This is a genomic window from Pandoraea sp. SD6-2 (genome assembly GCF_000389825.1).
Classification (GTDB): Bacteria; Pseudomonadota; Gammaproteobacteria; order Burkholderiales; family Burkholderiaceae; genus Pandoraea; species Pandoraea communis.
Genome location: NZ_KB944426.1, coordinates 66666 through 93393 on the forward strand (window position 1 = coordinate 66666; position 26728 = coordinate 93393).

The 26728-nt window shown below is 59.8% G+C and carries 23 protein-coding genes; 7 read left to right on the forward strand and 16 right to left on the reverse strand.

Features of this window, described 5'->3' with window-relative positions; all coding sequences use genetic code 11:
* Positions 1 to 69 precede the first annotated feature (69 nt).
* Positions 70 to 1380: a hypothetical protein gene (locus C266_RS05030; protein ID WP_010806160.1), complete on the reverse strand. Its 1311-nt coding sequence runs from the start codon at positions 1378 to 1380 to the stop codon at positions 70 to 72.
* Positions 1381 to 1792: 412 nt separating this feature from the next.
* Between C266_RS05030 and C266_RS05035 the strand changes: the two genes are divergently transcribed.
* Positions 1793 to 2671 carry an IclR family transcriptional regulator gene (locus tag C266_RS05035; protein WP_010806161.1) on the forward strand — a complete coding sequence of 293 codons (879 nt, stop codon included), beginning with the start codon at positions 1793 to 1795 and terminating at the stop codon, positions 2669 to 2671.
* Between the two features lie 43 nt (positions 2672 to 2714).
* Here the strand turns inward: C266_RS05035 and C266_RS05040 are convergent, their stop codons facing one another.
* From C266_RS05040 to C266_RS05070, 7 genes are all read right to left on the reverse strand, one after another.
* Positions 2715 to 4124 (reverse strand): amidase, encoded by a 1410-nt coding sequence (locus tag C266_RS05040; RefSeq protein WP_010806162.1) that lies wholly within the window; start codon positions 4122 to 4124, stop codon positions 2715 to 2717.
* A gap of 13 nt (positions 4125 to 4137) precedes the next feature.
* Complete coding sequence (locus C266_RS05045) at positions 4138 to 5211, reverse strand: ring-opening amidohydrolase (protein WP_010806163.1); 1074 nt, start codon at positions 5209 to 5211, stop codon at positions 4138 to 4140.
* A 143-nt stretch (positions 5212 to 5354) separates the two neighbouring features.
* The gene (locus C266_RS05050) at positions 5355 to 6290 is read right to left on the reverse strand and encodes an ABC transporter permease (protein WP_010806164.1); all 936 of its coding nucleotides are present in this window, start codon (positions 6288 to 6290) and stop codon (positions 5355 to 5357) included.
* Complete coding sequence (locus tag C266_RS05055) at positions 6287 to 7354, reverse strand: ABC transporter permease (protein WP_168162865.1); 1068 nt, start codon at positions 7352 to 7354, stop codon at positions 6287 to 6289. Before C266_RS05055 ends, C266_RS05050 begins: the two co-directional genes overlap by 4 nt.
* A 20-nt stretch (positions 7355 to 7374) precedes the next feature.
* On the reverse strand, positions 7375 to 8955 hold the full coding sequence (locus C266_RS05060) for an ABC transporter ATP-binding protein (protein WP_010806166.1): 1581 nt from the start codon (positions 8953 to 8955) through the stop codon (positions 7375 to 7377).
* 2 nt (positions 8956 to 8957) lie between these two features.
* Positions 8958 to 10004, reverse strand: coding sequence for a BMP family protein (locus C266_RS26040; protein ID WP_168162866.1), 1047 nt, complete (start codon positions 10002 to 10004; stop codon positions 8958 to 8960).
* 527 nt (positions 10005 to 10531) lie between these two features.
* A complete protein-coding gene (locus C266_RS05070; RefSeq protein WP_010806169.1) occupies positions 10532 to 11107 on the reverse strand; it encodes a TetR/AcrR family transcriptional regulator in 576 nt (191 codons plus the stop codon).
* A gap of 147 nt (positions 11108 to 11254) precedes the next feature.
* On the opposite strand from C266_RS05070, the gene C266_RS05075 reads away from it, so the two are divergent.
* On the forward strand, positions 11255 to 11938 hold the full coding sequence (locus C266_RS05075; RefSeq protein WP_010806170.1) for a glutathione S-transferase: 684 nt from the start codon (positions 11255 to 11257) through the stop codon (positions 11936 to 11938).
* Between the two features lie 106 nt (positions 11939 to 12044).
* Here the strand turns inward: C266_RS05075 and C266_RS05080 are convergent, their stop codons facing one another.
* Entirely contained in the window at positions 12045 to 13559 is a 1515-nt protein-coding gene (locus tag C266_RS05080) for an MFS transporter (RefSeq protein WP_036661602.1), read from the reverse strand.
* A 166-nt stretch (positions 13560 to 13725) separates the two neighbouring features.
* Between C266_RS05080 and C266_RS05085 the strand changes: the two genes are divergently transcribed.
* Positions 13726 to 14631, forward strand: a complete 906-nt coding sequence (locus tag C266_RS05085) for a LysR family transcriptional regulator (protein WP_010806172.1) — start codon at positions 13726 to 13728, stop codon at positions 14629 to 14631.
* Between the two features lie 114 nt (positions 14632 to 14745).
* On the opposite strand, the gene C266_RS05090 is transcribed toward C266_RS05085, so the two are convergent.
* Both C266_RS05090 and C266_RS05095 read right to left on the reverse strand, forming a co-directional pair.
* Positions 14746 to 14982, reverse strand: a complete 237-nt coding sequence (locus C266_RS05090; RefSeq protein WP_010806173.1) for a hypothetical protein — start codon at positions 14980 to 14982, stop codon at positions 14746 to 14748.
* A gap of 77 nt (positions 14983 to 15059) precedes the next feature.
* Entirely contained in the window at positions 15060 to 15935 is an 876-nt protein-coding gene (locus C266_RS05095; protein ID WP_010806174.1) for a cation diffusion facilitator family transporter, read from the reverse strand.
* A gap of 222 nt (positions 15936 to 16157) precedes the next feature.
* On the opposite strand from C266_RS05095, the gene C266_RS05100 reads away from it, so the two are divergent.
* Positions 16158 to 16712: a cytochrome b gene (locus C266_RS05100; protein WP_036661608.1), complete on the forward strand. Its 555-nt coding sequence runs from the start codon at positions 16158 to 16160 to the stop codon at positions 16710 to 16712.
* Positions 16713 to 16905: 193 nt separating this feature from the next.
* On the opposite strand, the gene C266_RS05105 is transcribed toward C266_RS05100, so the two are convergent.
* Positions 16906 to 17367, reverse strand: coding sequence for a GNAT family N-acetyltransferase (locus tag C266_RS05105; RefSeq protein ID WP_010806176.1), 462 nt, complete (start codon positions 17365 to 17367; stop codon positions 16906 to 16908).
* Between the two features lie 185 nt (positions 17368 to 17552).
* Positions 17553 to 18260, reverse strand: coding sequence for a hypothetical protein (locus C266_RS26045; RefSeq protein WP_010806177.1), 708 nt, complete (start codon positions 18258 to 18260; stop codon positions 17553 to 17555).
* Positions 18261 to 18394: 134 nt separating this feature from the next.
* Here C266_RS26045 and C266_RS05115 point away from each other — a divergent pair, with 134 nt between their 5' ends.
* Positions 18395 to 19000, forward strand: coding sequence for a chloramphenicol phosphotransferase CPT family protein (locus C266_RS05115; protein WP_010806178.1), 606 nt, complete (start codon positions 18395 to 18397; stop codon positions 18998 to 19000).
* Positions 19001 to 19048: 48 nt separating this feature from the next.
* Here the strand turns inward: C266_RS05115 and C266_RS05120 are convergent, their stop codons facing one another.
* Both C266_RS05120 and C266_RS05125 read right to left on the reverse strand, forming a co-directional pair.
* Positions 19049 to 19498 carry a YMGG-like glycine zipper-containing protein gene (locus tag C266_RS05120; RefSeq protein ID WP_010806179.1) on the reverse strand — a complete coding sequence of 150 codons (450 nt, stop codon included), beginning with the start codon at positions 19496 to 19498 and terminating at the stop codon, positions 19049 to 19051.
* Between the two features lie 15 nt (positions 19499 to 19513).
* The gene (locus C266_RS05125; protein WP_051126157.1) at positions 19514 to 20428 is read right to left on the reverse strand and encodes a transporter; all 915 of its coding nucleotides are present in this window, start codon (positions 20426 to 20428) and stop codon (positions 19514 to 19516) included.
* An 899-nt stretch (positions 20429 to 21327) separates the two neighbouring features.
* On the opposite strand from C266_RS05125, the gene C266_RS05130 reads away from it, so the two are divergent.
* Positions 21328 to 21915, forward strand: a complete 588-nt coding sequence (locus C266_RS05130) for a YSC84-related protein (RefSeq protein WP_010806181.1) — start codon at positions 21328 to 21330, stop codon at positions 21913 to 21915.
* Between the two features lie 632 nt (positions 21916 to 22547).
* The gene (locus C266_RS05135) at positions 22548 to 25307 is read left to right on the forward strand and encodes an AAA family ATPase (RefSeq protein WP_371257032.1); all 2760 of its coding nucleotides are present in this window, start codon (positions 22548 to 22550) and stop codon (positions 25305 to 25307) included.
* Between the two features lie 6 nt (positions 25308 to 25313).
* Here the strand turns inward: C266_RS05135 and C266_RS05140 are convergent, their stop codons facing one another.
* Entirely contained in the window at positions 25314 to 26453 is a 1140-nt protein-coding gene (locus tag C266_RS05140) for a helix-turn-helix domain-containing protein (protein WP_168162867.1), read from the reverse strand.
* Positions 26454 to 26728 lie beyond the last annotated feature (275 nt).

A 26728-nucleotide genomic window follows, 5' to 3' on the forward strand; every position in this document is an offset into this window, starting at 1 on the left:
CCCCCGCCTGAGTCCCGGCGCATCGGGCTATTAACGCCCCGGCAGACTATCGTCTGCCGGGTGAACTCATTATTGGCCCCATGCATACTGAAGCTGCAAGCGATTCTGGAAGAACTTTGCGGGCTTGGCCGGTGACGACTGATAGGCAAAGAAGTCGACGATACTGAAGCCCTTCAGCTTTCCCTGAAAGTTGTACATGACGTACACCAGGTACTCGGACTGATTCAGACTCGGCGCCCCAGGGGTGCTCACGAGATCCATGAACGAGTACTGGGTGCCTAGCGTCAGGTTGTCCACAGGCTTGCCACTGATCGACAGCCCATAAGCCCTGCCAGCGCCCAAATCCTGCGTGCTGGTGATGAACGGCTGGGCAAAGAACGGTCCCGATGACATGTTATGGGCATAGGGCGTCACCAGCGAGCCATTCTGGTAGGCGTTGGCGTCTGGCCTTGTGTAGTCGTAGCCCAGCGAGACATTCAACGAATTGTGCTTCACGCCGGCTTGAAAGCCGTAGACCTGACTGCGAATGCGCCCCAGAAGATTGCTATCACCACCGTTCTCATACGCGACCTGAATGCCCGCATACGGTTGAAGCACACCCTCGTTCAGCGACACATGGCCGTCTGCATAGAACATTCGCGCATAGTTCATGTAGTTCACGTACCACGCCTGTCCGTCCACACCGTAAGCGCCAAACGATTGCTTACCGGCACCGCCAGCACCGTAAAAGCCCGGCGTGCCCTTCATGCCAATCGTCGAGCCGCCATCGAAGTCCGAGTTGTAAGCCGTTCTGTCGGTGAAAGAGTCGCTGGTCCACGATTTCCAACGGAACATCCGGAAGGCCTCGATGTAATTGTCCTTCGTGCCGTATCTGCCCGAGACCCCCTGAAACAGTTGCGGCGCAATGCGGTAGTCGTACGGTGAGATGAACGGCACGTCGAACGACTGATTCCCCGCCGTCGCCGTAAATAGCGACTTCCGGTACTGGACATAGGCCTCGCCGAGTGTCGTGAATGACGGCCCAAGACTGCCATCTACGCGAGACGGGTCTGACGGGTGAAGCAAGGGACGCGAAGCGTATGCGCTCACGCCAAAGGAAATGCCGTAGAGCGACGCCGATTGCAACGTCAAGCCACCGCCGTAATTGATCGTGTTCTGGTTGAGTCCCTTGTTATAGAACGCATTGTGCGCGCCGTAGTAGAACGCGCGCACATCCCCCGAGACATGGCCTTGCGTGAAGAGTCCCGCAAGACTGCTGGCTTCCGGAGGCTGCCATGTTTCCAGCACCTGCGCCGACGCGAGCGTCGGCGCGACGATCAATGCCGTTGCGAGCCAAGGAAACATGGTGCGGCGAAGCGTGGCTTCCGATTTGACATTCATGATTGAGTTGGTCTGCTCTGTGTGATTGTTGACCCCTCTGTCAGCAGTTCGACTGTCAAAGGACCCGCTGTAAATTAACGAGCCAGAATCACGACACATTCGACATTTCGCAGGATGGAAGTCCGCCGAAAAAACCTCGCCACTTCATATAGTTAGAGAAAAAATGCGTTGGACGCCACGTGCCGCCCGACACCATGTTCGCTTGTGGTGCATCCCGTTCCCTGTAACGGGTCAATGACAACGCACACGCCACTGCCGTGGTGCAAATCGACGGCTTTTTCACGGAAATACGAAGGCACGTTGTTTGCTTGCTTTTCCCCGATAGCTGTCAAACCCCGTCGCCCCCTCACCGACCGTACGCGGTATCGCCTGCGCTTCGGGATCGCGCGCGGCAACTTTCGGTATAACGCGTATGGCACTGCTCCCCGGAAAGTCTCGCAACGACGCATCGCGCAAGGTGGAACCCATCCTGCGCGAAGATAAGTCCTCCGTTCAGGCGCTATCGAGAGCGCTCACCGTGCTGGAAATCCTTTCGGAAGATGACGACGGCTACCGGCTCGTCGATCTTGCCGAGCGCAGCGGCCTGCCCGCCCCGACGATTCATCGACTGCTCACAACGCTTCAGCAGCGACGCTTCGTGGTGTTCGAATCGGAGAAAAATCTGTGGAGAATCGGCCCGCAGTGTTTTGCCGTCGGGTCGGCGTTCATGCAGCGCCGCGACATGGTCGCCATCGCAACGCCTATGCTGCGGCGTCTGCGCGATATCGTCGGAGAGACGGTGAATGTCGGAGGACTCGATCAGGACGAAATCCTGCTGTTGCATCAGATCGAGAGCAAGCAGACGATGCGCGCCATCTGTCGTCCGGGGCAGCGCTCACCGCTCGCGAACACGGCCATGGGAAAGTCGATTCTTGCGTGGTTGCCCCCGGAGCGCGTCACGCAATTGGTCCAGCAAGGCCTCCCGCGTCTGACACCGCAATCGATTAATCGTGGCACTGCGCTTCACTCAGCGCTGCGGGAAATTCGCCAGACGGGATATGCCGTCGACAACGAAGAGGTGGCTATCGGGTTAAGGTGCATTGCGGCACCAGTCTTCAACGAGTTCTCGCTGCCCATCGCCGCGATCTCCGTAGTCGGCCCGACGCTTCGCGTCACGCTCGAACGCCTGGACGGTTTGAGCAAATCGGTGATGGTAGCTGCCGCCGAAGTCACGGCCGCCATCGGAGGCCGTCTGCCTGCCGAGGTCAAGGCCATCATTTCCGCCCGCATGTCGACTGTCACATGCAGTTGATGGCCTTGCCCGAGACACCGACACCCGATAACGGCAAGCGGACCTAGCGCAAAGGCCAAATACGTGGCGGACGAAATGCACTTTCGTATTGCTCGCCGATGTCGCAAAGCAGCTTGTCGGCGCCCACCGGGCCGACGAGCTGAAAGCCGATCGGCACGCCTCGCGCATTGGGTGCCGAGGGCAAATTGATTGCCGCGCAACCTGACATGTTGACGAACCCCGTAAAGATCGCGTGCCCGCGCGGCCCCACAGGCTGATCGTCGATGATGTTTGGGAACGCTTCGCCGGCAGGCCATGGCATTGCGGCGGCAGAGGGGGACATGATCAGGTCATAGGCCTCGTAAAGCTCGGCGAGTGTGGATTTGAGTTCCGCCAGCATCGCCAGTGCCTCGTAGTACTGCTCGGCCCGTAAGCGGCTACCGGCCTCGTACATTGCCTGAATATCAGCGCCCACGCGATTTCCCCCGCTGGAATGTCGCTTCAGCAACCACGTCAGACCGGTCTGGCTGATGGTCGTCCATGCCATTCCGAGCGCGTCGATGTCGAATGGCACCGCCCCGGCTTCGACGCGATGTCCCAGCGACGACAACAGATCTGCGGCCTGTGCCACGCTATCGGCAATCTGACGGTCGACCGGCGATGAACCGAACTCCGGCAAGTAGAGAATTCGACATGGCTTCGGGCAGGCCGCTTCGTAAGCATCATCGGCGAGGAGCACAGACAGCGGATCGCGAAAATGGGGGCGGCCGATGATTTCCATCACGCGGCGCACGTCCGCTACGGTACGGGCAATGGGGCCGACCACCTCGCAGTCATGAAGAATGGCGGCAAAGCCGTCCGCACGGGCAACCCGGCCCCGCGAGGGCTTCATACCGATGAGTCCCGTATACGACGCAGGCCGGCGAATCGATCCTCCGCCATCCGTCGCGATCGCAATCGGGCAGATGCCTGCGGCGACCGCAGCCACGGCCCCGCCGCTCGAGCCGCCCGGCGTCAGATCCAGGTCGAAGGGATTCCGGGTGAGCCCGAAAATCGCATTGTCCGTATATCCCTGCACGGTGAGTTCGGGGCAATTCGTCTTCCCCACAATGACGGCTCCCGCCGCACGCAAACGCGCCACGCACAACTCATCCTCGCTCGGAACGTAGGTGCCGAAAAGTTCGCTCCCCCACGTCGCACGCATTCCCGCCACGGGGACATTGTCTTTGACGGTCATCGGAACCCCATCCAGCGCGCCTGACGGACAGCCATTGCGCCATCGCTGCGCGCTCGCCTTCGCAGCGATGCGCGCGGTATCAAGATCCGTCGTAACCACCGCGTTGATGCGTGGATTGATGCCCTCCATGCGAGTGATGACACTCTCCAGAACGTCGATCGGCGTGTATTCGCCTCGCCCGAACCCCGTCGCCAGTTCGCTGGCGGAATAGGTCCACAACTGATCGTCTTTCGGCAAAGGGATCCCCGACTTAGTGACGAATGATGGCGGCAATCGGCATTTCTCCCGGCGCGCATTGATGCTCCGTCCCGCCCGAAACGAAGATCGCCGGGTCGCTCGTGATCGATCCGATTACAGCCCCTAGCGCGGCACGCGCGTGGCGCTCATAGTTGATATCGGCGTCGGTCAGCATCGTGGTTCTCCATCCGCGTATCCGGCCGTCAGGACTCGCGTCGGCCTTTGCGAAGATCGCGGCAACGGCGCCGCCTGGCGCATCGCCAATCAGATCCCGGACCGTATTCGCGTCGATGACGTCATTCAACACACGATGACGAATCGAGAAATCGCTCGTCGACCGTGGTGAATTGCCGAAAAGGAGTACCTCGCAATTTCTCAGCTCCCCGCCCGCCGATGTCGACGCGACCGACGAGTACAGCTCGAGCCGTTTCGCAATCGCTTCGTTCGACACGCCGGAGGCATCCACTTCGTCGAGCGCGATGGCAACCCCCAGCGCGGTTGCGCCCCGCGCATACGGCTTCGATGCATTCGCGTCGCGGGTGACGATCGGCTTACCACGCTTGTCTGCATCGGCGATGAGGGCCGGCGTCAGCAACGGTCCTTTGACCTGCACGTAATGGACGTCCCTGGGATCCGAAATGCAGGCCTGAAGCATCGCGCCACGTACCGCTTCCGCAACCAGCTCGACTTGCCTGAGCGTGCCGATTTCCTCGGGCAGAAGATCTCGGGTTACGGTGACACCCAGAACGAGTCGTGCCGCACCGTTGGAACTTGTAGCGCCATCGTCATCGACTCGCGTGAAGACGGTTGCGTGAGGCGATAGCACCCCTTCCGTGCCGCCCGACCAGACAAAGCAAATCCGGCTCGCGATGGCGTCGCGCGAAACGCCCATTTTGCTCGCAATCAGCAGTTGAAATGACTGCGTGGCAAACCCTCGCGTGAAATCGTTAGCGCCGCCATTGCCCTCAGTTTTGCCAATGACAGCAACGATCGTGGACGGATCGATATCGCCGCTATCGATCAGGCGTTCCAACACCGACGTATCGCTCGGCGACATCATGGGAATTTTATGCAGATGGATCTTCATCAGAGGTTCCTAAAAGATCGATATGAATTTCATCGGATTACGGAATACGAAATACGTCGGATGTGGCGCCCAACCTCTCCCAATACGACATCGAGGCATCAACGGTGAAGACGGGCGGTCTATCGATATCTGACGATGGACGATCAATGACGGACAATCGCCGTGCCCAATGCAGACGGCATGCGCGTAGCACGGCCGAAGAAACACAGGACGGCGAGCGCCATCAGATACGGGGCCATCTGGATCACATAGGAACTCGTCGACAGCCCCCAACCCTGCATATTGAGACCGACGGCATTGCTCGCGCCGAACAGCAGACAGGCGAGCATGACGGGCACCGGCCGCCAGCGGCCGATCAACACGGCGGCGAGCGCAATGAATCCCCGGCCGTTGGTCATCCCGTCGGTGAAGGTGCCCAATTGATCCAGCGCCAACGCCGCGCCGCCCACACCGGCAAATGCCCCGGCGGCAATGAGCGCCCAACCCCGCACGGCGGCTGGGTTGGACCCGGCAGCGAAGACCGCCGACGGGTTTTCGCCCGTGGCACGAACCAACAACCCGGTTTGTGTGCGTCGCATCAGAAGGTGAAGCAGGAAGGGACAGGCAAAGGCGACATAGGTCAGCAATGTCTGATGGAACAGGCCGGGGCCGATGACGGGCAGCTTCGATAAGCCGGGAATCAACACCGGGCCAGGCGTAGGAAGTTGCAGATTCGGTGCACGTCCACCAAAGAGGGCGCGAAGCGCAAAGCTCGTCACACCTGCAACCAGGATATTGACCGATAGCCCCGTGACCATGTGATCGGTTCGGAACCTGCCGGTGACGACGGTCATGATCAATCCAATGGCTGCACCGCCCAATGCACTGAACAGAAGGCCGGCCATGTAGTTTCCGCTGAGGTATTCGACAACCGCGCCCGAGAACGCGCCCATCAACATCATGCCTTCCACGCAGACGCCGAAGGTTCCCGCGGCCTCGCAAAGTGTCGCGCCAAGCGCGGCGAACATCAGCGGCGTGGCAATGCGAACCGTGGAAGCAATCAGTCCGGCCGCAACGTTCGTGTCGAGAAAGAGGTTCATACGCGCTTATGCCTCCGGTCCAGCCCGCGTGCGCAAAGCACAAACACCATCGTCAGTCCTTGAAGCACATAAACAAGTGACGACGGCACGCCAATGTCTCGCTGCATTGCGAGGGCGCCAGCCTCGACGAAGCCAAAGAACAGCCCCGCCGGAATGACCGCCAGCGGGTCCAGTCCGGCCAGCAGCGCCACAGCGACCCCCTTGAAACCGAAGCCGACGGAAAAGCCTTCAATCAGGCGAGATTGCACGCCGAGCACTTCGATCGCCCCCGCGACACCGGCCAATCCGCCGGCGATCAACATTGCAACGATGACGACATGTGTCTGCGACACCCCCGAGTAGCGAGCGGCCGACGGACTCGCACCGAGCATGCGAGCGCCGAATCCGAAGGGGGTCCTCCACAGCAGAAAGGCTACGGCCAGGCAGGCGAAGATTGCCAGCAGAATGCCAATCGTCAGATCGGTATTCGAAATCAGCAGCGGCAAGAACGTGCTATCCGGAACCACCGGGGATTGGGGAAACCCGGCCCCCGGCTCGCCCATTGGACCATTGAGCACCTCACCCACCAGCAGAAGGCCCACGAAATTGAGCATCAGTGTCGAGATGACCTCATTGACACCTCGCCAAATTCGCAGCGCTGCCGCGAGGAAAGCCCAGAGTGCTCCCCCGATGGCCGCACTCAGCAGTGACATCAGAAGCGGTAACGGGCCGGACAGATCGCCGGTATGCAATGCCGCCCATGTCGCGCAGATCCCGCCGACGGCAATTTGTCCTTCTGCACCGATGCTGATGATGCGGGCGCGGAAACACAAGGCGATACCGGCAGCCGCGAGGATGTATGGCGCGCTCTTGTTCAAGGCGAAGGCCACTGCATCGGCCGACCCAAATGCACCGATCGCCATATGCCAGAATGCGACCGCCGGGTTGTGCCCCGACATCATGATGAAGATCGCCGTCAGGCCGAACGCGAGGAGAACGGCAAGGATCGCGTCTCTAAGGGCGCGAGCCAGCGTGAGGTGCTGCAAGATGCGGTCGATCAGCGGTTCTGGCCGGGTAATTGCCATCGTAGGCTCTTCGGTGCTCATCACGTCAACGAACCCTCCATGGCTTTCGAACGTTCCGGCATCTCGTCTGCCCCGGCCATCAGCATGCCGATCTGCGTCAGATCGACGTGCTCGCGAGCGACGACGCCCTTCAATTGCCCCGCGCTCAATACACCGATGCGATCTCCCAGCATCAGCACCTCTTCCAGTTCTGCCGAAATGTAGATGACGGCCGCGCCGGCATCGCGAAGCGCCAGAATCCGGTCCACGACGAACCTCGTCGCCCCCGGATCGAGGCCCCATGTCGGCTGCATCGCGATCAGCACACGTGGCTCTCGCCCTATCTCTCGCGCCAGCACGATCTTCTGCTGATTGCCGCCGGACAACGCGCCGGCAATGCCCTCGGGCCCCGGGCAGGCAATCCGGAACGCCGCGATCTGTTCTTGAGCACGACGGCGAAACGCCTTGCGATTGAGCATTGCCCCCTTGCTGAATGGCTTTCGGGAGAAATCTCGAATCGCGAGGTTGTCTTCGACTGTCATTGCAGGAATCAGGCTCGTGTGAGCACGATCGACTGGCACATAAGCAATACCTGCCGCGAGGCGGCCGCGTGCCCCCATATCGGAGATGTCGACGCCATCGAGCGTGATCGAACCGCGCCTCCTCCGGCGCAGTCCGGCAAGCGCCTCGGCGAGTTCCGTCTGACCGTTTCCATCGACGCCGGCAATCGCCAGAATCTCGCCGCGGCGCAACTCGAAATTCACGTCGTTGATCCGCGGTTGGCCGAGCTTGTCCGCGACGGTGAGTCCGCGAACCTGAAGCACGGTTTCGCGATTGCCAAATTCGGCGCGACGCGTCGGCTCGTCGATATCGCGATCGACCATTAGACGGGCAAGCTCGGATCGATGAGTGTGAGCTACGACAAACTTGCTCGCCACCCTGCCTGAGCGCAAAACAATGCCCTCGTCGCAGGCTTCCATCACTTCCCCGAGTTTGTGGGTGATGAAAATGACCGACCGCCCCTCCTCCTTGAACACGTGCATGATCTTGGTGAGGCTCTTCACCTCAGGTGCGCTCAGGTTGGAGGTGGGTTCGTCCAGGATAAGCAGATCCGCGCCGCGCAGGATCGCCTTGACGATCTCGACACGCTGACGCTGGCCAAAAGAGAGGTCCGAGACGAGACTCTCGGGGTCCAGTTCCAGACCGTAGCGGGCACTGGCCTTCCTGACCAATTCCGCCATCTTTGCGCGGCGTAGCCAGCGTCCGGATGCGGGCCATCCGAGCATGACGTTGTCCACGACGGCCATCGACTCGACGAGCATGAAATGCTGATGAATCATGCCGATGCCCACGGCAATCGCATCGCGCGGGTCATGCCCCGCGAGCTCTCGCCCTTTGAATAGAATCACCCCGCTGTCAGGACGGGTGATGCCAAACACCAGCTTCATCAGCGTGCTCTTTCCCGACCCATTCTCGCCGAGCAGTGCAACGATGCGCCCGCGAGGCACGACCAGATCGACGCTGTCATTGGCCACGACAGCGCCAAACCGCTTACATATCTTCTGCAGCTCGAGAATGGGCCGCAACGGCGGGTTGCCCGCCGTGCTCTGCACGCTCGTCATCGTTACAGTCCGCCGCGCGCGTCTTGCGGCGTCACGGTAACCTTCAGATTGCCGGAAGCGAACTTTTTCTCGACGTCGCCCAACTCCTGCGAGATGGCAGCCGGTACCACGGGGTTGAACTGCTGTCCCGGTTGGTAGGCGAGTTGCGCGCCCGTGCTTCCTTTACTATTCAGGCCGTACAAGCGATATTCCCCGCCCTTCGGGCCGTGCGCTGCCGAATCGGCAACAGCGGCGTACATATCGCCCCATTGCTCGACGATATTCGTCAGCACATTCTTCGGCGCGAGCACCGTGTCAGCCACCGAACGGCCGGCGGCGTAGACATTTTTCTCCTTCGCCGCGGCAATGATCCCGGACTGACCCGCATTCAACTTGCCAGTGACAAAGTCGGCTCCCCACGCGATCAGCGACAGTGCCGCTTCCTTGGCCGCGCCGGCGTCCTCCATATCCTGGACATAGATCACCTTGACCTGAATGTCCGGCCGCACGCTCTTGGCCCCTTTACGGAATGCACCGACCTGAGCGACCACATTAGGCAGGCCCTCAAGGCCGTTCACCGACCCGATCTTGCCGGTCTTGCTCATTCGTGCCGCCAGTACACCTTCCAGATAGCCGAACTGTGTGTTGTCGAAGTCGACCGAAGTCACGTTTTTGCCAGATCCGGCCGAGCCGGAGCCCACCACGAACAACGTCTTCGGAAAGCGCGGGCCAACGGCTTGCGCCGCCGACTGAAAGCGCCCGGTATGACCGATGACCAGGCTATAGCCCTGACGTGCGTAGTCGCGCATGGCCTGCGCCATGTCCGCAGGCTGGACGTTCTCCGAGTAAGCGACGTCCCAACCCATGGCCTTGAGTTGCTTCACCCCCGCGTAACCCTGCGCGTTCCAGCTCTGGTCGTTGATACTACCGGGCAACAGAATCGCGGCCTTCTCTGCAGCAAACGCCGAAGCGGAAACCACGGCCATCCCGGTAAGCCCCAGGATGAACGCCTGCGTCAAACGTCGGGCGAGGCTTCGACAGGAACGCACTTCATTTTGTTTATTGAACATAGCGATGTACCGTGTGTGGAAAATTTGACGGTTTTCGAGCGCGCTTTGATTGCGCCCCATGCACCCGACAGGGCCAATATAAGTCGCTAAAAATTCGTCGCGGGACGTCATTTCACCGAGCGGAAGCACGCAAACAATTTCAATAACAATCAATTACTTACATTGTTTCCCGGATGAAATCTCCGTTCACCGGGACGCCACTGGAAAAGTAATACGGCGAAAATGGGGAAGGTCACGCTCGAGCTGACGCGCGGTGTTCGAGCTACACCGCGTCTTGCGAGGAATAGGGAAACTCGGTATCTGCGAGGCCAAGTCGAAGATGACGACGTGTCGCTGATCGCGTTCGGCGAAACCGGGAAGATGATTGCCGCTCCGGCCGCATCAGGCTGGAAGCGAGAGCGTGTGCGTGTACTCGTACAGACCGTGCTTGCCGTCAGCGCCGGCCCAGGAGTTTTCTCATGTGGCGGCGGCGTCCTTCAATAGCGAAGTGAACCTTCGGACGATATCCGGCTACGGCATCGCGACTGCTATGCCGGCAGAAGACCAGCAACGCGATAGCTTTCAATTAGCCCGTCGTAGACAGAAATATCCGAGCGGCTCCTGGCGATGAGCTGAGCGCCAGCGACGGCTGCGAAGATGGCGCGAGCACGCCGTTCACTATCCTCAGCGCTGACCACGGCCGCGGCGGATAGCACCCGGCTCAGCCACGCCACATTCACATCGGCAAAGGTCTGGACCTCTTTCATCACCATTTCCGGCAGGTCATCAGATTCCGCAGCCATGAAGCTGCAAAGGCACATGCGATTGCCACTCTCAAGCGCCTTGCGAAAGGTATCGGGATAGTGGCGCAGGCAGTCGATCGGATCTGCGGATTCGGCCAAAAGCGCATCCAGGGTCGCGGCTGAACTCTCCCAATAACGCCTCGCCACCGCTACGCCGAGATCGGCCTTGCTTGCGAAGTGATGGTAGATGCTCGCGGGCTTGATGCCGATATCCTCAGCGAGCTCACGATAATTCAAGCCGCTGTAGCCGTGCGCCTGCGCAATCTTTGTGGCAGCCACCAGGATTCGCTCCCTGGAGTTCAAGCCTGAATTGTTCTTCACTACTACCGCCTCCACAAACTGGAATGACTGTTGACGCAGGAGAGTATAGCCGCTACCGTTAACCTAACGAACGTTAGGTAGACATCACGGACAATGACCTCCCCATATTGTCCAATCCCGCGTAACAGAGCGCACAGCGAGGCAAATATGACTTCCGGCACCACCAATTTTGACGTAACCACGCTCCCGATCATGACGATTTACGATTTTCCAAAAGGGCCTTATCCGACACGCGTGCGTATCGCCCTAGCCGAGAAAAATCTGCAATCGCGCGTCGAGTTCGTGATGGTCGATCTTTACAAGGGGGAACACAAAAGACCCGAGTTCATCGCCGAGAAAAACTACTCGGGCACGCTGCCGGTCCTCGAACTCAACGACGGCGCCTGCATCGCCGAATGCACCGCCATTACCGAATATCTCGATACGCTCGATGGCGCACCCACGCTAACCGGCAAGACACCGCTTGAAAAGGGCGTGATCCACATGATGAGTAAGCGCGCCGAGCTGGAGGTGCTCGATGCCATCAGTGTCTATTTCCACCATGCCACGCCAGGGCTTGGGCCCGACGTCGAACGCTATCAGAACCCCGAATGGGGGGGGCGTCAGCGCGACAAAGCCCTGAGGGGCATGCGCTACTTCAATGGCATTCTGAAAAAGCAAATGTTTGTCGCCGGGGATGCCTTCTCGATGGCCGATATCACCCTCATTGGCGCTCTGGTCTTTGCGTCGATCGTGAAGCTGTCCGTGCCTGCGGAGTGCGAAGCCCTTCTCGCTTGGTACACGAGAATGCTGGAACGCCCGAGCGTCAAGAACCAGCCGGCGTTCGCCTGACATCGCAGCCTTGGCCGACCGTGATGAATAGCCCATCTTGGATTGCAAAGCCAAGGCGCCGGGAGAGATACCCCATCTCCCCGGCAAGTGATAGTTTGGCGAGGCCTCAAGGCTCAACGCGTTGAGCCGACATCTTGGGGCTCACTCCGAAGGCGACTCGGCTGAGCAGTGCCAGAAGCCAGGCACCAGCCATGCCGTAGAGCATCACCCACTCGAAACCGTGGACGAGCGCTGCGTGTGCCATTGCAAGATCCGTGCTGGTCGTGAGCCCTGCAAATTCACCGGCTGCAACCTGCTCAGCGAGCCGCTGCGAGGTTGCGGCATCCCACTCCTTCGGCAATGCCCGGGCAAGCCCGCTGTGAACACCTTCGAGAAGCAGGAATCCCATCACGGCGATGTTGATCGCCAGGCTGATCAGGCGTGCGCTCATGTCGATACCGGATGCCATGCCCGCACGATTCGGCGAAACGGCCCCCGTCGCCGTGTTCGTGACCGGCGTATTCGTTAGACCAAGGCCGGTGCCGCACAGGACGCACCCTGGCAGCATCGCCAGCCAGCCCGCGAGGGGAGCGCCAGTTCCGAGTTTCATCAGTAGGAAGCCAAGACCGATGGTGAACATGCCGAGCGGAATGACACGCTTCGCATCGTATTTCGCGGCGAGGCGTTCGGCGAGCGGCGGCACCACCAACGTCGGCAATGTATAGCTCAGCAAGGCTAGTCCGGCCGCCAGGCCGTCGTAACCCAGCACACCGTGAAAGTAGATCGGCAGATAGATCATGAACGGCCAGTAGCTGAAGTTCATTCCCATCGAGCCGAACATAGCGCCCGAGAATGCGCGGATCCGGAACACCGAAAAATCGAACGCTGGGCGCTCGGTGCGCATCTCGATGACAACGAACATGACGAAGCTGACGAGCGCTGATAGCAGCATGCTCAGCGCGGGCCGACTTCCCCAGCCAAGAACCGCGCCTTGGGTAATGAAGTACACGAGGCAAAAGCTCGAGATCGACAATGTGAGGATCCCGCCGATGTCGAGCGTTTGCGCATGCGGATCGCGCGACTCCTGCACGCCTGACACCGTGAGCCAGAGCGCGACCATCGAGATCAGCACATGTACGAGGAAGACCCAGGGCCAATCGGTAAGCGCAACGATTGCGCCACCGACCATCGGGCCGAAGCCGAGACCGATGCCGAAGATGATGCCCCATACACCGAACGCCCGGCTGCGCTCGCGTCCTTCTCGAAACTGGTGGGACAGGATCGCCACCTGACAGATCAGCATGGCTCCACCGGCCACCCCTTGCAGGAAGCGGCTGACGATCAACACCGAGGTGGTCTGAGCAAGGCCGCACGCCAGCGACGTGATCGCGAACAGCACGATGCTGATCGCGTAGACGCGTTTGCGGCCGAATCGATCCGCCAGCGAGCCAGTCGCCATCAGCACGGTAGTGCAGGCCAGCGTGTAGGCATTCATGATCCATTGGAGCGCCTTGAAGTCGGCATGCAGGTCGGCGGCCAGGGTCGGCAGTACGGCAGGAACGCTGGAAATTTCCAAGCCGAACATCAGCGCCGTGAGACAGACCGCCGCGAGGGCCAATTTGTTGTTTAGGGAATGTTTCATCAGAGCCGTCGGGATTAGATTGACCCGCAGGGCGATAGCGGCCGTGCGAGGCGGAGCAGCGAGCGGCTGACAAGCAACCAACGCCGGAGGTTACAGGTACTATATCGGGAGATAAATTCCCCATTGCTGAAGTTTTTTCCCAGCAATGAGGCTATGGAGGCCCCAATTGATTGGCAAACTCGATGGCGTCGATGTCTTCGTCCAAGTGGTCGAAGCTGGCAGCTTTACGGAGGCGGCCGAACGGCTGCATATCACGCGCTCCGCGGTCGGCAAGGTCGTGACCAGGCTTGAGGCGCGACTGGGCACACGGCTGCTTCATCGCACGACGCGCAACCAGGCGTTAACGGAGGCGGGACGGGCCTATTACGACCGATGCGTTCGGGCACTAGCGGAGCTTCATGCTGGCGAGGCGGAACTCGAGAGCGGCGCGAGTGAGCCGCGTGGCCGGTTGCGCGTGAGCGCACCCACTGCCTTTGGTCACCGCTGCGTCGCCCCCGTGTTGTTCGCCCTGACTAGAAAGCACCCTGAGCTACAGGTCCACATTTCGTTTTCAGATCGCGCGGTGGATCTGGTCGAGGAGGGATTCGATCTGGCCGTACGCATTGGCGATGTGGGCGGCGCAGGGCGACTGGCTTCTCGTCGCATCGGTGTCCAGAACCAGAGCATCGGAGCGGCGCCGTCGTACCTTGCCCAGCACGGCGCGCCGGTGGCAGTGGAAGACTTTGCCCGCCACGTCGGTGTCACGTATGCGCGTGCGGGCGCGGTGATGCCCTGGACCGTGCTCGAACCGGATGGAATGGCGAAGGCGTTGCCAATTTGCGGGCAACTCAGCATGGACGACGTGCAGGCCATCGCCGACGCGGGGCGCGACGGTTTGGGGCTCGTGCAGTTGCCCTGTTGGTTGTTGTCGCACTACGTCACCACGGGCGAACTGGTTGCCGTGCGCGAGCGTTGCGCCGCACGGCCACTGGACATTCACGTGGTCTGGCCGGACACACCGTATCTGCCATCGAAGACGCGGTTTGCGATTGAAGCGCTTGCCACACAGATTCCGTCCAGTCGACTCGATTGATGCAACGTGTGGGCACACAGCGGGTTGCTTGAAAGAGGGCGTCTGCCCCCCTCCCCCGGCCAAAGCCGGCCGGGATCGAACACACACGCCAAGCCGATTTTGAGTGTCACACGGCTAACCGACAACATTGAAGAAGGCGACCGAGGTGATTAGGACAATGGCCGCCCAAGCCCGAAAGCTGTCGTTTGTGAAACTATCCTCCGGCACCTGAAACACAAAAATCGCGACAAGTGCCGCGATCTGCATCACCAAGGCCCCGCGACAAGCAACGCGCAGGCTAAGTCGCAAACGAACGGCTAGCAATGGCCAGATTTGCCTGAGTGACGCGGCGAGCATCGTGGCGCATTTCATGACGTTGTCTCCGTTGGGATCTATCGCTGTGATTCAATTGCTGGAAACGCGCCTAGCTCGCACGTATGGCGTGCAGATCAAAGCCGCGCTGCCGGCACCGGATCCACGTGCGTCATGACGTCCAGGACTTTGGGTATCGCTTTGAGTCGGTGATGCACGGATTCTGCGATCTGGTGGCCATCTCGCACCGACAGGAATTCGTCCACCTCGATGTGAATGTCGACGAGGACAAAATCGCCCACGGTGCGCGTACGAAGATCGTGAAATCCGCGCACGCCACTCACGCCGGCAACCGCATGTTCGATTGCCAATATTGCTTCATCGGCGGCTGAGTGATCCATGAGGTCGCTCATCGCGGCCCACCCAATCTGCCCCCCCATTCGCGCGACCATTGCCGCGACAATCAAGGAAGCGATCGGGTCCCCCAAGGGAAATCCGAATGCGTTCGCAAGAATGCCGGCCAGCACCACGAGCGACGAAGCCGCATCGGATCTTGCATGCCACGCATTCGCAATCAGCATTTTCGAGTCGACACGCCGGCCAACCGTGAGCATGTAACGGAACAGCAACTCCTTCGCGAGCAACGCGAGAGCGGCAGCCCAGATAGCCGACGCGTGAACCACAGGAATGGAAGCCGGACTGAGCAAGCGGGTCACCGCCGTCCATCCGATACCAGCCGCAACGCCAAGCATGAGCACACCAAGAAGCAACGAAGCTGCCGTCTCGAATCGGTGGTGGCCGTAGGGATGATTGGCGTCAGGGGCCAGCCTGCTTTGGCGGTTGGCCGCGATCACAAGGAAGTCCGAAATCAGATCGGAAAGAGAGTGAATGCCGTCAGCTACAAGCGCCTGAGACCTGGCCAGCAGCCCGATAGCCACTTGGGCGATCGACAAAACAAGATTGACCCAAACGCTGACTAGCGTGCTGCGTGTTGCTGCATCGTGACGATCCATAATTTCCCTTCGCACGGGGTTGGGTGGACAGTGGCTTTTTCCCGGCGAAGCGAACGATATTTTAAAGTCACGAATTTTTCAAGCACATGATATTAAAACGTTTTTGGTACTGATAATCGTTCCTATGCACAATTACAAAAAGCAAATTTCTTGAACGACCTAATTCTTCACTAAGCTTAATAAATGCATAATTCACTACCCACTCAAACTGAAGGTTGAATAGTGAATAAGCGAACTTCATTCGGCGTTGTTGCCCGAGCATTTCATTGGGTCATGGTGCTGTTGCTCATAGCCCAATATACGGTGGCGTGGACGATGCCGGATATCCACCGGGGAACCCTACCCGTCGGCTTGGTCGGATGGCATCTGTCTATTGGGACTGCCCTGCTTGCACTGGTGTTGGCGCGATTACTGTGGCGAATGACTCACCCGGTACAGAGTGCGGCAAACACGCCACTATTGAACGCACTTGCCGGAGCCGGGCATGCGGCGATCTACGTCTTGCTGTTTGCCGTTCCCATTATGGGCTGGATCAACGCTTCGTCGCGCGGTTATGCGGTTCACCTGTTCGGTGCCGTAACGTTGCCTTCATTATCGACAGAAGGCTCGACGCTTGGTCATGCGATGGGCGACATTCATGTCTATGGATCGTACATTCTGCTTGGAATCGTCGGGACTCATGTTCTCGCCGCTCTGTATCACCGTTTGATTCTGCGGGACGGCGTCATGGAACGAATGCTCCCTCTCTCCAGTAAGAAGTGGGGCTCGATCGAATGATGATCTGGACTCCCCCGCTCTCGATGTACTCGCAAGCGACACTCAATGCCATTGCGAGACGTTTGAATAAATGCCCTGGGGGAGACACCATTGATCAGGACACTAATCGCCTGGGTCAATGTCAGAAATCCGCGCATCAGGTCCGTGTTGCGCATTGAGGGGGCTGCGCCACAGCGGCCCCCGATACTAAGCCTCAGCGCAGACTTTCTGGCTTATTGTCGATTGGAATCCGAATGAAATATATGTCCCAGTCGGATTCTCCTGTCCTCGTGAAGCCATGCCGCATATAAAAGCGAATGGAGTCACTGTCTCTGAGAGCCCCTACAGTGAGGGGTAAAGACTTTTCGTCAGCTTGCCGAAAGATCGACGCCAAGACCAGGGCGCCTATGCCCTTTCGTTGATTGCCGGGTGTGATGTAGAGATGGTCTAGCGCTATATGGTCGGGGGCGAGGGTTATCGATACGAAGCCGACCTGCTGGCCGTCAACAATAATGAACTTGCATTGCGACGGCTCAAAACTTGAAAGGAAGCGGTCTCGCGCCCGTTGCGGGTCGAACCGTCCGACTCGCTCGAGACTTTCCTGCATGGCGCTAATGCGAATCCGCACCAATGTCTCGGCATCGGAGTCCTTGGTGGGAGCAAATGTCAATCGCATGGAGCGCACTCTCCTTGTTGCCCAAGGCAATTTCTCAATGTAAGTCCGAGTCAGTGTATCTCAGTCATGGTGCGGGAGTTTTTGTAACGGGTAGCCAGGCGTTGCGCGTAAAAAGCGCCATGGCCCGGACAACCGCACCATGGACTACGGTTCGCCTGCCGCCTCCATGCCCTTCTATTGCGCCCTCACCAAAATACTCGGAAGTAGCCCCGCGACATCAGAAGGCGCTCCGCGGGTGACGCAGCCCGCTGGCCGCCTGCATCGGCCTCACTTGCCCCACCAGAACCACCAACGACGATTTCGCCTGTCGACCGACTCTGCCCATCGCCATGCCGCGCATCACTCGGCCGGGCCGCAACCTCTCGGGCCTCCTCAGCGAACGCCCACAGCCGGTCGGCAAGGTCTGGCGCTTTCAACCCGCCAATCAGGATGACCCTGGAGGTCTTGCCGTTGTCCGCAGCCTCGACGGTGGAGGCGGCGAACTCGCGGAAGACCTTGTCCTTTGGAGTCCCCGCATTGCCCTTTGTCAGCTTGCCCCGATGCGCCACGAAGATGTCGCCCCGGCCATCCTTGACAAAGGCACCAGCCGTACGCCGGTTATAGGTGCCAGCCGGAAAGTTCAACTGGACGGCGATCTCGATCCACTTCGGACTTCCGGGTTCTGCAAAAAGCACGAGGTTAAGCAGTTTGTCCGGCGCGACATGCGGTGACCAAGCTCGTACGCTGGTGCCTGCCCGCGCCTCGAAGTACACCGTGCCGGTGTGGTGACCGGCCGGGTAGGATATCTCGCGGCTCTCCTTGTATTGGAGGGTCGCACGCAATTGCTTCGCAAGTTGCTCGTTCAGTCGCGAGATGTCCGCGATGTCTGTAACCACCTCGAAGGCTTCGTCCACTGCTATCTCCCTGCTGCCTCAGTTTGCTGAGCGTCCGTTCTGGCTGGGGGCGGATTCAACCGGTCGACACCGCGATCCGGTTCGTCGACACTTGAACCGCCGCCTGCGTTCGCAGGCCACCGATGGATACGTCAATGCCGATCACGGAAATGCTGCATCCCCCCTATGGGACCATCATTGTGCTCAACGGTCCGAGCAGTGCCGGCAAAAGCACCCTGTCCAGGTATTTGTGTGAGAACTTGGCCGAACATCATTTGCACATCGAGCTGGACGCGTTCCGAAACATGGAGCCGGCTAACTATTGGGATGTCGAGAAGCAGGTGACACAGGTTCGCGCGGCCGCGCTCTGTAGAGCCATCAATGCCACGGCCGCGACCTTCTCCATGCATGGTCAGGCTGTGATCGTCGATCACGTCCTTTCATCCGATGCGTGGCACTACATGCTAGAGGACTTGACCGGTCTCCCGGTCCTTACAGTCGGCGTCTTTTGTTCGCTCGAAATATTGACCGAGCGCGAACTTAAGCGTGGTAACCGCAAGATCGGCTTGGCCAAGTCTCAATTCGACTCGATTCACGCTAACCGGCACTATGATCACGTCGTAGACACGTCGTCTTCGAGCGTACTCGATTGCGGTCAGTCCGTACTGGAATGGTTACAGCGCCGACCGGCTCCCACTGCGTTCGCAAAGATGCACCACCAATTTTTCGGCAACGCAAACTTGACGAAAACCGGCCAATAGTTGCCGGTGGTGGCGGGCACCCCTTCCGTAAGTTAGAACCTCGCAGCATCACCTAACCGTGTAGCCACGCCCCTCCATACACGCCCCGTAGGCACGCCAGTACGTATCCATCTGCGACACCTTGGCGTTTTGCTCCATCCGGGTTTCGGCGGCATAGCGGCCACGCGCTCGCGCACCGCCGGCAACGGCACCCACGGTTGCCCCGACCGCCGCAGCATGCCCCACGTCGTTGTGCCCAAGTTCACCCACGACAGCACCCGCCGCCGCCCCACGGGCAGCCCCCCTTACGTGGCCGCCCACCGGTACCGGCGGAGGCGCCGCCTGCGCCGCGACCACTGCCGGATCGATCCCAGTGTTCTGCCTGGCCCATCCGTAGCATGCGCCATCGTCACTCGCCTGCCGCTCAGGACTCTGACCGTGGCCCGGATAGACGGAGGGCTTCTGGCCGAATGCGGAGGCCGCAAGCGTCAGACCCAACGCCAATATCACAAATCTCATGAGAATTTCCTGTTACTAGAAGATGAGCGTGCCCGTTGCCATGAACGTCTGCGTGCTCTTGAAGCGGTTAGTACTCGAAATGGTCGGCACCCAGCGAGCCGAGAACGAGAGCGGTAGCTTGCCGTCGATCTTGGTGTCGTAGGTCACGATCGGCCCGAGTGCCACGTCCTGACCACGAAAGCCACCCAGGCGATCGGCGGTGGAACCGGTGTCGTTGCCAAGCTGCTGTGTCGTGCCCACGACAAGGCCGACGCCGAGACCATTCGAGAACTTCTTCATCCCCATCACATCAAGCGTGAACAATGGCGCGTTTTGATAACCGGTGGCGTTATTGCGCGTATAAAACTGCACGCCGGCAACCACATCGAACTCCAGCCCATATGACGGCACTAACTTCGTATAGGCCACCTGCGGAATGAAGGTCCAATTGTTCAGGCCCGTATTGGCCAGCGCGTTCGAGTCATAGCGCCCGGTCGGCGCCCAGACGTTGAGCGAGAGCGCAATATGATCGGTCTGCGAGAAATGGTAGCCGGCGATGATCGGCGCAAAGCTGATATCGAACAGGTTGGACGCACGCTGCGAGGCAGCCGCGTTGCGTCCGCCCACCCCGAGCGATGCCGTGACACTGGTCCACATATACGGCAACGTGAAACTCGATGCGAAATTCCATGCCCCCGTGCCGGTGTCCCAGGTCTTCATGAGCGTGGCGAGCGTGAGGGCAACCTGCGCGTCAAGCCCGAGCGAAGTCTTGCCCGCCACCGGTACCTGCCGGTTTCCGCCGATACTCCCGTCGAAATAGATCTGGGAGAGATTCGCGATCCAGATCGGCTGGGGCGACACGATCCCGATGCTGGGCTGCACGGCAGTGCCCGTGATCGGGCGCCCCAGCGCGCCCTCTGTGGCGTGAGCGTGAGTGGCTGCGCCCAACATGGACACCGCGGCGCCAAGCGCGAAAGCTGGCCGCCGGAGCGAGGCCGCCTTTGGTGAAATCCGGCGAAACAGACGTTGTGGCATCACGAGAAAGTCCTCATGCATCAAGGCCGGGCGTTTGCCTGGCGTTGGTCGAAAATTCATGGAAATGGAGGGGGTCGGCATCAAGCTGAAGGCTGCCAGCGCAGGCTTGCCTGAAACGGGCGATGTCGCGCTGCCGAATCCGTGGCAAGCGTATTAATACTGTCTCAAAGCCGGCCGCAATTGCCCTGTTGCGATCCGCGCGAACACATCGATTGCCGTCAATTGAGACACCTGCCTTTTCGTGCGAGAAAAATAGACGAAGTACGAAAGGCCCGCATTTGAATAAATGTCATTCTTGTTTGAATCTCAACTATAGCCCAATCGCTTGAAACAAAAAACCTCTCGTGCCCGCGCGATAGACGATGACGCTCGAGCCAAATCAAAGGCGAGCACGCACACGGCAAACGAGGCACTCAGATCAAGGCTACACACGGGAAACGTCGGATCAGAATGTGTCAAATTGTGTGTAAAAACAAGCACCAGGCGGTCTGACGAGACAAATTCGAGAGGAAAATGAGACGGTGAGATCTTGTGCCGCAGGGGCCGCGTGACAGAATAAGACGCGCTGATGGCAGAGCAGCAAAAAGGCTCGTGGGCCAGTGGTCCAAGTGACTGAACGCCGCATTCAAATCGCCAGTCACCTGTCGCTTAGGATGAATCGTTGTGAAACACGATTTCTCCGTATTTTTTATGAACGAATGGGTGATGCGCAATCTTGCCAACGATTGCGATGGACTCCCGATCACCTCGTTCACATTTTCAGTCTTCGCGGTGAAGACCAACCGATTGCATATCACAACTGATAGGGAATAACGATGCAAAAACGGAAATCCATGCTGATGGTCGCGGCAGCGCTTGTCGTCGGCAGCTTAGCGCTTGCCGGTTGCACCACCACCGGCGACAAGCCCGATACCGCCGCGACCAGCGCATCCAAAGGTTCGGCGATCGACGCGAGCGTCGATGCAACGCTGACGCGCCTCTATTCCACCGTCAAGGGCTCACGTGAACTTGTCTCGAAGTCGCGCGGCGTGCTGGTCTTCCCGGAAGTGATCCAGGCGGGCTTCATCGTCGGTGCGCAATCCGGTAACGGCGCCCTGCGCATTGGCGGCGATACCGTCGGTTACTACAACACGTCGTCGCTGTCGGTCGGTCTTCAGGCCGGCGCGCAGTCGAAGGCGATCGTCTTCCTGTTCATGACGCAGAGCGCGCTCGACGAGTTCCGCCATTCGGACGGCTGGGCCGCCGGCGCAGGCGCGTCTGTCGCGCTCGTGAAGGTGGGTGCAAACGGCGCAGTCGACACAACCACGGCCACCGCACCGGTTCAGGTTGTTGTGATGACCAACACTGGCCTGATGGGCGACGTGTCGATCAACGGAACGAAGGTCACGAAGCTCAAGCTCTGACGCTACAGCAAGCGTATGCGCTTCGGTGCCGTGCCTGGGCCCTGCGCAAATGTCGGCGATCTTGCCACTCGGCATCACCGCGATTTGCGCATTCGCCCCGTATGGCCCAATCGGGGTCGCGGGCTCTGTCGTGAGCCCGCGAACCTCTGGCCTCACAGCGTGGTTATCGCTCGCGCGCACATGCGCCGACGCGTCACCAGTCTCGAAACGCTCCCCCCCTGCCCGCGCAAGAATCGGTGAACGGTTCAGCGCAACGCTGTGTTCGCAGCCACAGCCCAAGTCACGGTTTGCCCTCCCGCTCAACGCAAGTCAACCGTCATCTCAGGCATATCAAACGCCGGCGCCCGTCGATACGGCCGATACGTCCACCACCAACTGGACAGAAGCGATGCCACTGACGTCCCTCCCCCGTCAAGACTGTCACACGAAGGACTTACGTCCGATTTTCCTTAGCGGAATTCGAGCAGATCACGATAGAGATCGAGATCAAACAACCTTTGCAAAAGTTCAAAGGCATGGTGTAACCAGCGTTGCTAAGGTGAACTATGGCGTTTGACCCATTCCGAGCCGAAAGCGCCCACTAAGCGCGATGCACGTCGGGGTAACGTTTTTTCCGGCGGGAGCTGTTTGGTTTGCCGACGCGTCTCTTAGGCTCGCTTCGTAAGCTTGTGGAGTCTCTCGCCCTCCCCCGAAATTCTTGCATGCCTGACATGACATCTCGCGATACCACTCTCGTGCTGCAACGCCTCAATACTCACTGTGCGATGGCGCTCGAGGCGGCCGCGAGTCTGTGCAAGCTGCGACTTTCAGACGAAATCACCGTCGAGCACTGGTTGCTCGCGCTCCTTGAGGCGGGTGACGGCGATATCCCCGCCATCATGGGCCACTACGGCATCGACGTGGATGTTCTCTGGGATGTGCTGATGTCCACCATCGACCGCCTGCCGCGCAATCTGCGAAAAGATCCTGGCCTGTCGTCGCAACTCGTGAGCCTGCTGCACGCCTGCGTGGACAATGCCCAATGGCCTATCCGCTCCGCCCATTTGCTCCAGGTCATCGTTGATGCACCACACGTGCTGCGTGCCCCCTCGCTCTGGCCGCTATTGAGCTTCAACAGCGCTCAAATCGACAAACTTCTCTCGCAGCTCGGCGCCCACACGTGCGAAACGCCGTCGCCCCTCAGCGCGCCCTCAGCGATAGTCGACTCAATGCTTCAAACGACATTCGGGCAGGACATGGCGTCCATGGCGCAGTCATACATGCCGGCAGCGGCCTACGGCATGGGCTTGGCATCGGCGGACCCGCTGGCACGTCACACCACCGATCTGACGAAGAGAGCGAGAAACCGGGAACTCGATCCCGTCTTCGGGCGTGATCGAGAGATCCAGCAAATGATCGAGGTCCTCGCCAAGAGCCGAAAAAACAATCTGATTTTGGTGGGAGATCCCGGGGTGGGAAAAACGGCCTTGGTCGATGGGCTGGCGTTACGCGTGGCGAGCGGCAACGTGCCGAATGTCATTCGCGACGTGCGTATTCTGACGCTTTCCCTCGGGTCGTTGCTGCCGGGTATCGAAGGAGACACCGGATTCGGGCAGCGGTTTGACGCCGTAATCGACGCGGCGCGGGCGAGCGCCGAGCCTGTGATTTTGTTTATCGACGAAGTCCACACGCTATCGAGATCCTGTAATTCGACAAATGAAGCAGACGCAATCGATCTATTGAGGCGCGCACTGGCACGTTGCGACATACGAACCATTGTCGTGGTGACGTGGGCGGAATACAAAGCGATCTTCGAACACGATGCCGCCTTGGCGCGCCGCTGTCAGATCATTCGGGTCGACGAGCCGGACGACGACGACGCATGCCTGATGTTGCGCGGACTCAAGTGGCACTACGCAACGTTCCACCGAGTCCATGTGCGGGACGACGCGCTGGTGGCAGCAGTCAGGCTCGCGCGTCGCTATATTCCAACGCGGAAGTTGCCGGAAAAGGCCTTTGATCTGCTCGATACCGCGGCCGCGCGCGTGAGGATGGCGCTCGACATCGCACCGGCGGCCCTTCAGCGAGCCTCGGCAACAGTCAGTGCACTAGAAATCGAGCAGGCGACACTTGAATTCGATATTGCCGAAGCGGGAGCCGGCGCGTCCAAACGGTTGAAGGACATCGAAATCTCCCTTCATGCGGCAAGGGCTGAGGTGAATGACGTTCGAGCCCGTTGCGCTACCGAGCGCGAGCTTGCCGATGCCATACGGGCGCAGCGCGACGCAGCGCCTCAGATGCGCAACGCCAACGCGTTGGCGCTCGCTTGCGAAGCGCTGGCACAAGCGCAGGCTCAGGACACGACCCCGCTCGTGTCCGCTGACGTTGACGCACAGGTAGTCGCTCAGGTGGTCGCCGAGTGGACGGGGATTCCTGTCGGCAATTTGGCAATGGACGAGTCACATGATCTCCTCGCGCTGGACACGCCATTGAGATCACGGATAGCGGGACAGCACGACGCGCTGCGGGTGCTCGCCGAAAACCTTCGGACCGCCAATGCCGGATTCAAGCCGGAGCGTGCCCCGTCAGCGGTCTTTCTGCTGACCGGGCCATCCGGGGTGGGAAAGACCGAGACGGCATTGGCACTGGCGGACATCCTGTTCGGCAGTCAGGCCGCGCTTATCGTCCTCGACATGTCCGAATACCACGAAGCCCGCACCGCCTCCCGCTTGACGGGACCACTGCCGGGCGATGCCGGATATGGCCGGGAGGGTGTGCTGACCGAAGCGGTGCGTCAACGGCCGTACAGCGTTGTCCTGCTTGATGGGCTGGAGAATGCCCATCGCGAGGTGTTGGACATACTCTGCCGAGTGGTCGATGGGCGCGTGACTCACGACGCGCAGGGACGCACGATCGACTTCCGCAACTGCGTCTTCCTGATGACGTCCAGTGTCGGGGGCGAAACGATCGAGTCGATCACCGCCGAACAAGCGGACGCGCCCCACGACATACTGCTCGACGCGGTTCGACCGGTGTTGTCAACACACTTCTCCTCCGCCCTTCTCGAACGCGTGCAACCTCTTGTGTACCGTCCTTTGGATGGGTCAGCCCTCCGGGAGGTCGCTCAAATGAAATTCGCAAAGGTCGCGGAGCACCTGAAAGGGAAGCACGGGATGACGTTATCCGTAGCCGAATCGCTGGTGACGACGTTGACGCAGCAGTGTCTCGCACGAGATACCGGCGCGCGCGGCATCGACGCCCACATCAATCAACAAGTCTTGCCCACGATTGCCCGGGAGATTCTGGTCAGGCGTACCTCGGGAGAGGCAGCGCAGCGAATCGGTCTTTCACTGTCGCAAGACGGTCTGCTTGCCATCGACGTTGCGGCAGGTGGGCCCGCGCGCCACGAGTAGCCGGCATCAATCCGGTGTCATGAAGGCACTCCCCCCGGCACCCTGAAAATCATCGGGAAAGGGTTTCAGCTTCTTCAATCGTACCGAGGCCTCAGCGGTTTGCTGGGCCAGATGCTCCGATGCGGGGTTTGCGTAATTCAACAGGTGGGTATACAAGCCCGCAACGCTCTGGTCGGCAAGCTCGAATGAGAAAGCCAGTTCTCGCGCCTCGCTCGGCGTCACCCCGAAACGTGCCCGGAACGCCCGTAGAAAATGGTTACTCCCCGAGAATGCCAGGTCATGCGCGAGACGGGTAATGGACAGCGCACCCCGTCCGTTCCCGAGCGTCAATGCGCGATAAGCGGCATCCAGCCGCTTGTTACGGATCACCGTCGCGATGCCGCCGTCAGCCGCGAAAATGCGATAGAGATGCGCACGTGAGACACGAAAGCGCATGATGATGGCATCCAGCCCCAGGGAAGGCGACGTGAGATTGGCATTGATGTATGAAAGCACTTGACTGCGCAGCACGCGCGAGAGCGCCGAGTCTTCGTTGAACCACGTCGATTCCGACTTCTTGGCGAGGATCTCGGCAAGCAGATTCAACGCGCCACTCTCCACACCGGGTGCTTCCTCGCTGTCAATCTCGGCGGCCACGTCCGACAGGCTGGTGAGGAATCCGGCGAGCAAACGGGTGACAGCGTATTCAGCCTTGAGAACGGTACCGTGGATGCTGCGCCCGCCAGTGGATTTGTCGATTGCCTCGCGCGGGATCACCAGAGACACCGTCGCGCCTGGGCTAACCTGTGTGTTGACAACGCGCGAAAGATCCATGGCGAGAATATCGCCCGGACGCACCGCAACGGGCACCCCTTCGAAATCGCCATCGAGCGAACCGGAAATGAACAGTTGGATCAGGTACTGATCGAGACTGCTGCTCAATGTCAGCTTCCGACTCCGTTCATGCCGCTGCGAATTGAACGCCGTCTCACCTATCAGCAACCTGCCGACATGTGTCGATGTCAGCGCCCCTTCAAGGCTGCCCCCTTTTTCACTTTTGACATGACGGGCGTCGAAAAAAGGGCTGATGAGCAGGCGGCAAGCCTCGTCACGATCCTCGGGAGGGAGATAGGCCGTGGAAAACGTAACGCCGTCGGTCGACTGCAAGCCGAATGCGTCCGCTCCGGAGTTGGTGGGCATGCCTTGGTTTCCTTAATGCCGACGCCCAATATGCCGAGCAAGAAGACGTCATTTTCGAAGTGTCCACATGGGAAGCCGCTTCGCTGGCAACTGGGGCAAACACCATGCAATTTGACCCGCTAAGTCTCGAGGCCAACGCCTGATGCTTCGGATCGCACCCTATCATCTTCGGGCAAGCCCCGAATCGCCGCGCTTATGCCCATCGGCCGAGCCATTGCGGCCAGCGTCGTATTACAGCTACG

Excerpts from the sequence above, each read along its gene's own strand:
- C266_RS05030 (WP_010806160.1), bottom strand. The coding sequence starts at position 1,380 with ATGAATGTCAAATCGGAAGCCACGCTTCGCCGCACCATGTTTCCTTGG.
- C266_RS05035 (WP_010806161.1), top strand. The coding sequence starts at position 1,793 with ATGGCACTGCTCCCCGGAAAGTCTCGCAACGACGCATCGCGCAAGGTG.
- C266_RS05045 (WP_010806163.1), bottom strand. The coding sequence starts at position 5,211 with ATGAAGATCCATCTGCATAAAATTCCCATGATGTCGCCGAGCGATACG.
- C266_RS05050 (WP_010806164.1), bottom strand. The coding sequence starts at position 6,290 with ATGAACCTCTTTCTCGACACGAACGTTGCGGCCGGACTGATTGCTTCC.
- C266_RS05055 (WP_168162865.1), bottom strand. The coding sequence starts at position 7,354 with ATGGCAATTACCCGGCCAGAACCGCTGATCGACCGCATCTTGCAGCAC.
- C266_RS05060 (WP_010806166.1), bottom strand. The coding sequence starts at position 8,955 with ATGACGAGCGTGCAGAGCACGGCGGGCAACCCGCCGTTGCGGCCCATT.
- C266_RS26040 (WP_168162866.1), bottom strand. The coding sequence starts at position 10,004 with ATGTTCAATAAACAAAATGAAGTGCGTTCCTGTCGAAGCCTCGCCCGA.
- C266_RS05075 (WP_010806170.1), top strand. The coding sequence starts at position 11,255 with ATGACTTCCGGCACCACCAATTTTGACGTAACCACGCTCCCGATCATG.
- C266_RS05080 (WP_036661602.1), bottom strand. The coding sequence starts at position 13,559 with ATGAAACATTCCCTAAACAACAAATTGGCCCTCGCGGCGGTCTGTCTC.
- C266_RS05090 (WP_010806173.1), bottom strand. The coding sequence starts at position 14,982 with ATGAAATGCGCCACGATGCTCGCCGCGTCACTCAGGCAAATCTGGCCA.
- C266_RS05095 (WP_010806174.1), bottom strand. The coding sequence starts at position 15,935 with ATGGATCGTCACGATGCAGCAACACGCAGCACGCTAGTCAGCGTTTGG.
- C266_RS05105 (WP_010806176.1), bottom strand. The coding sequence starts at position 17,367 with ATGCGATTGACATTTGCTCCCACCAAGGACTCCGATGCCGAGACATTG.
- C266_RS05115 (WP_010806178.1), top strand. The coding sequence starts at position 18,395 with ATGCCGATCACGGAAATGCTGCATCCCCCCTATGGGACCATCATTGTG.
- C266_RS05120 (WP_010806179.1), bottom strand. The coding sequence starts at position 19,498 with ATGAGATTTGTGATATTGGCGTTGGGTCTGACGCTTGCGGCCTCCGCA.
- C266_RS05125 (WP_051126157.1), bottom strand. The coding sequence starts at position 20,428 with ATGTTGGGCGCAGCCACTCACGCTCACGCCACAGAGGGCGCGCTGGGG.
- C266_RS05130 (WP_010806181.1), top strand. The coding sequence starts at position 21,328 with ATGCAAAAACGGAAATCCATGCTGATGGTCGCGGCAGCGCTTGTCGTC.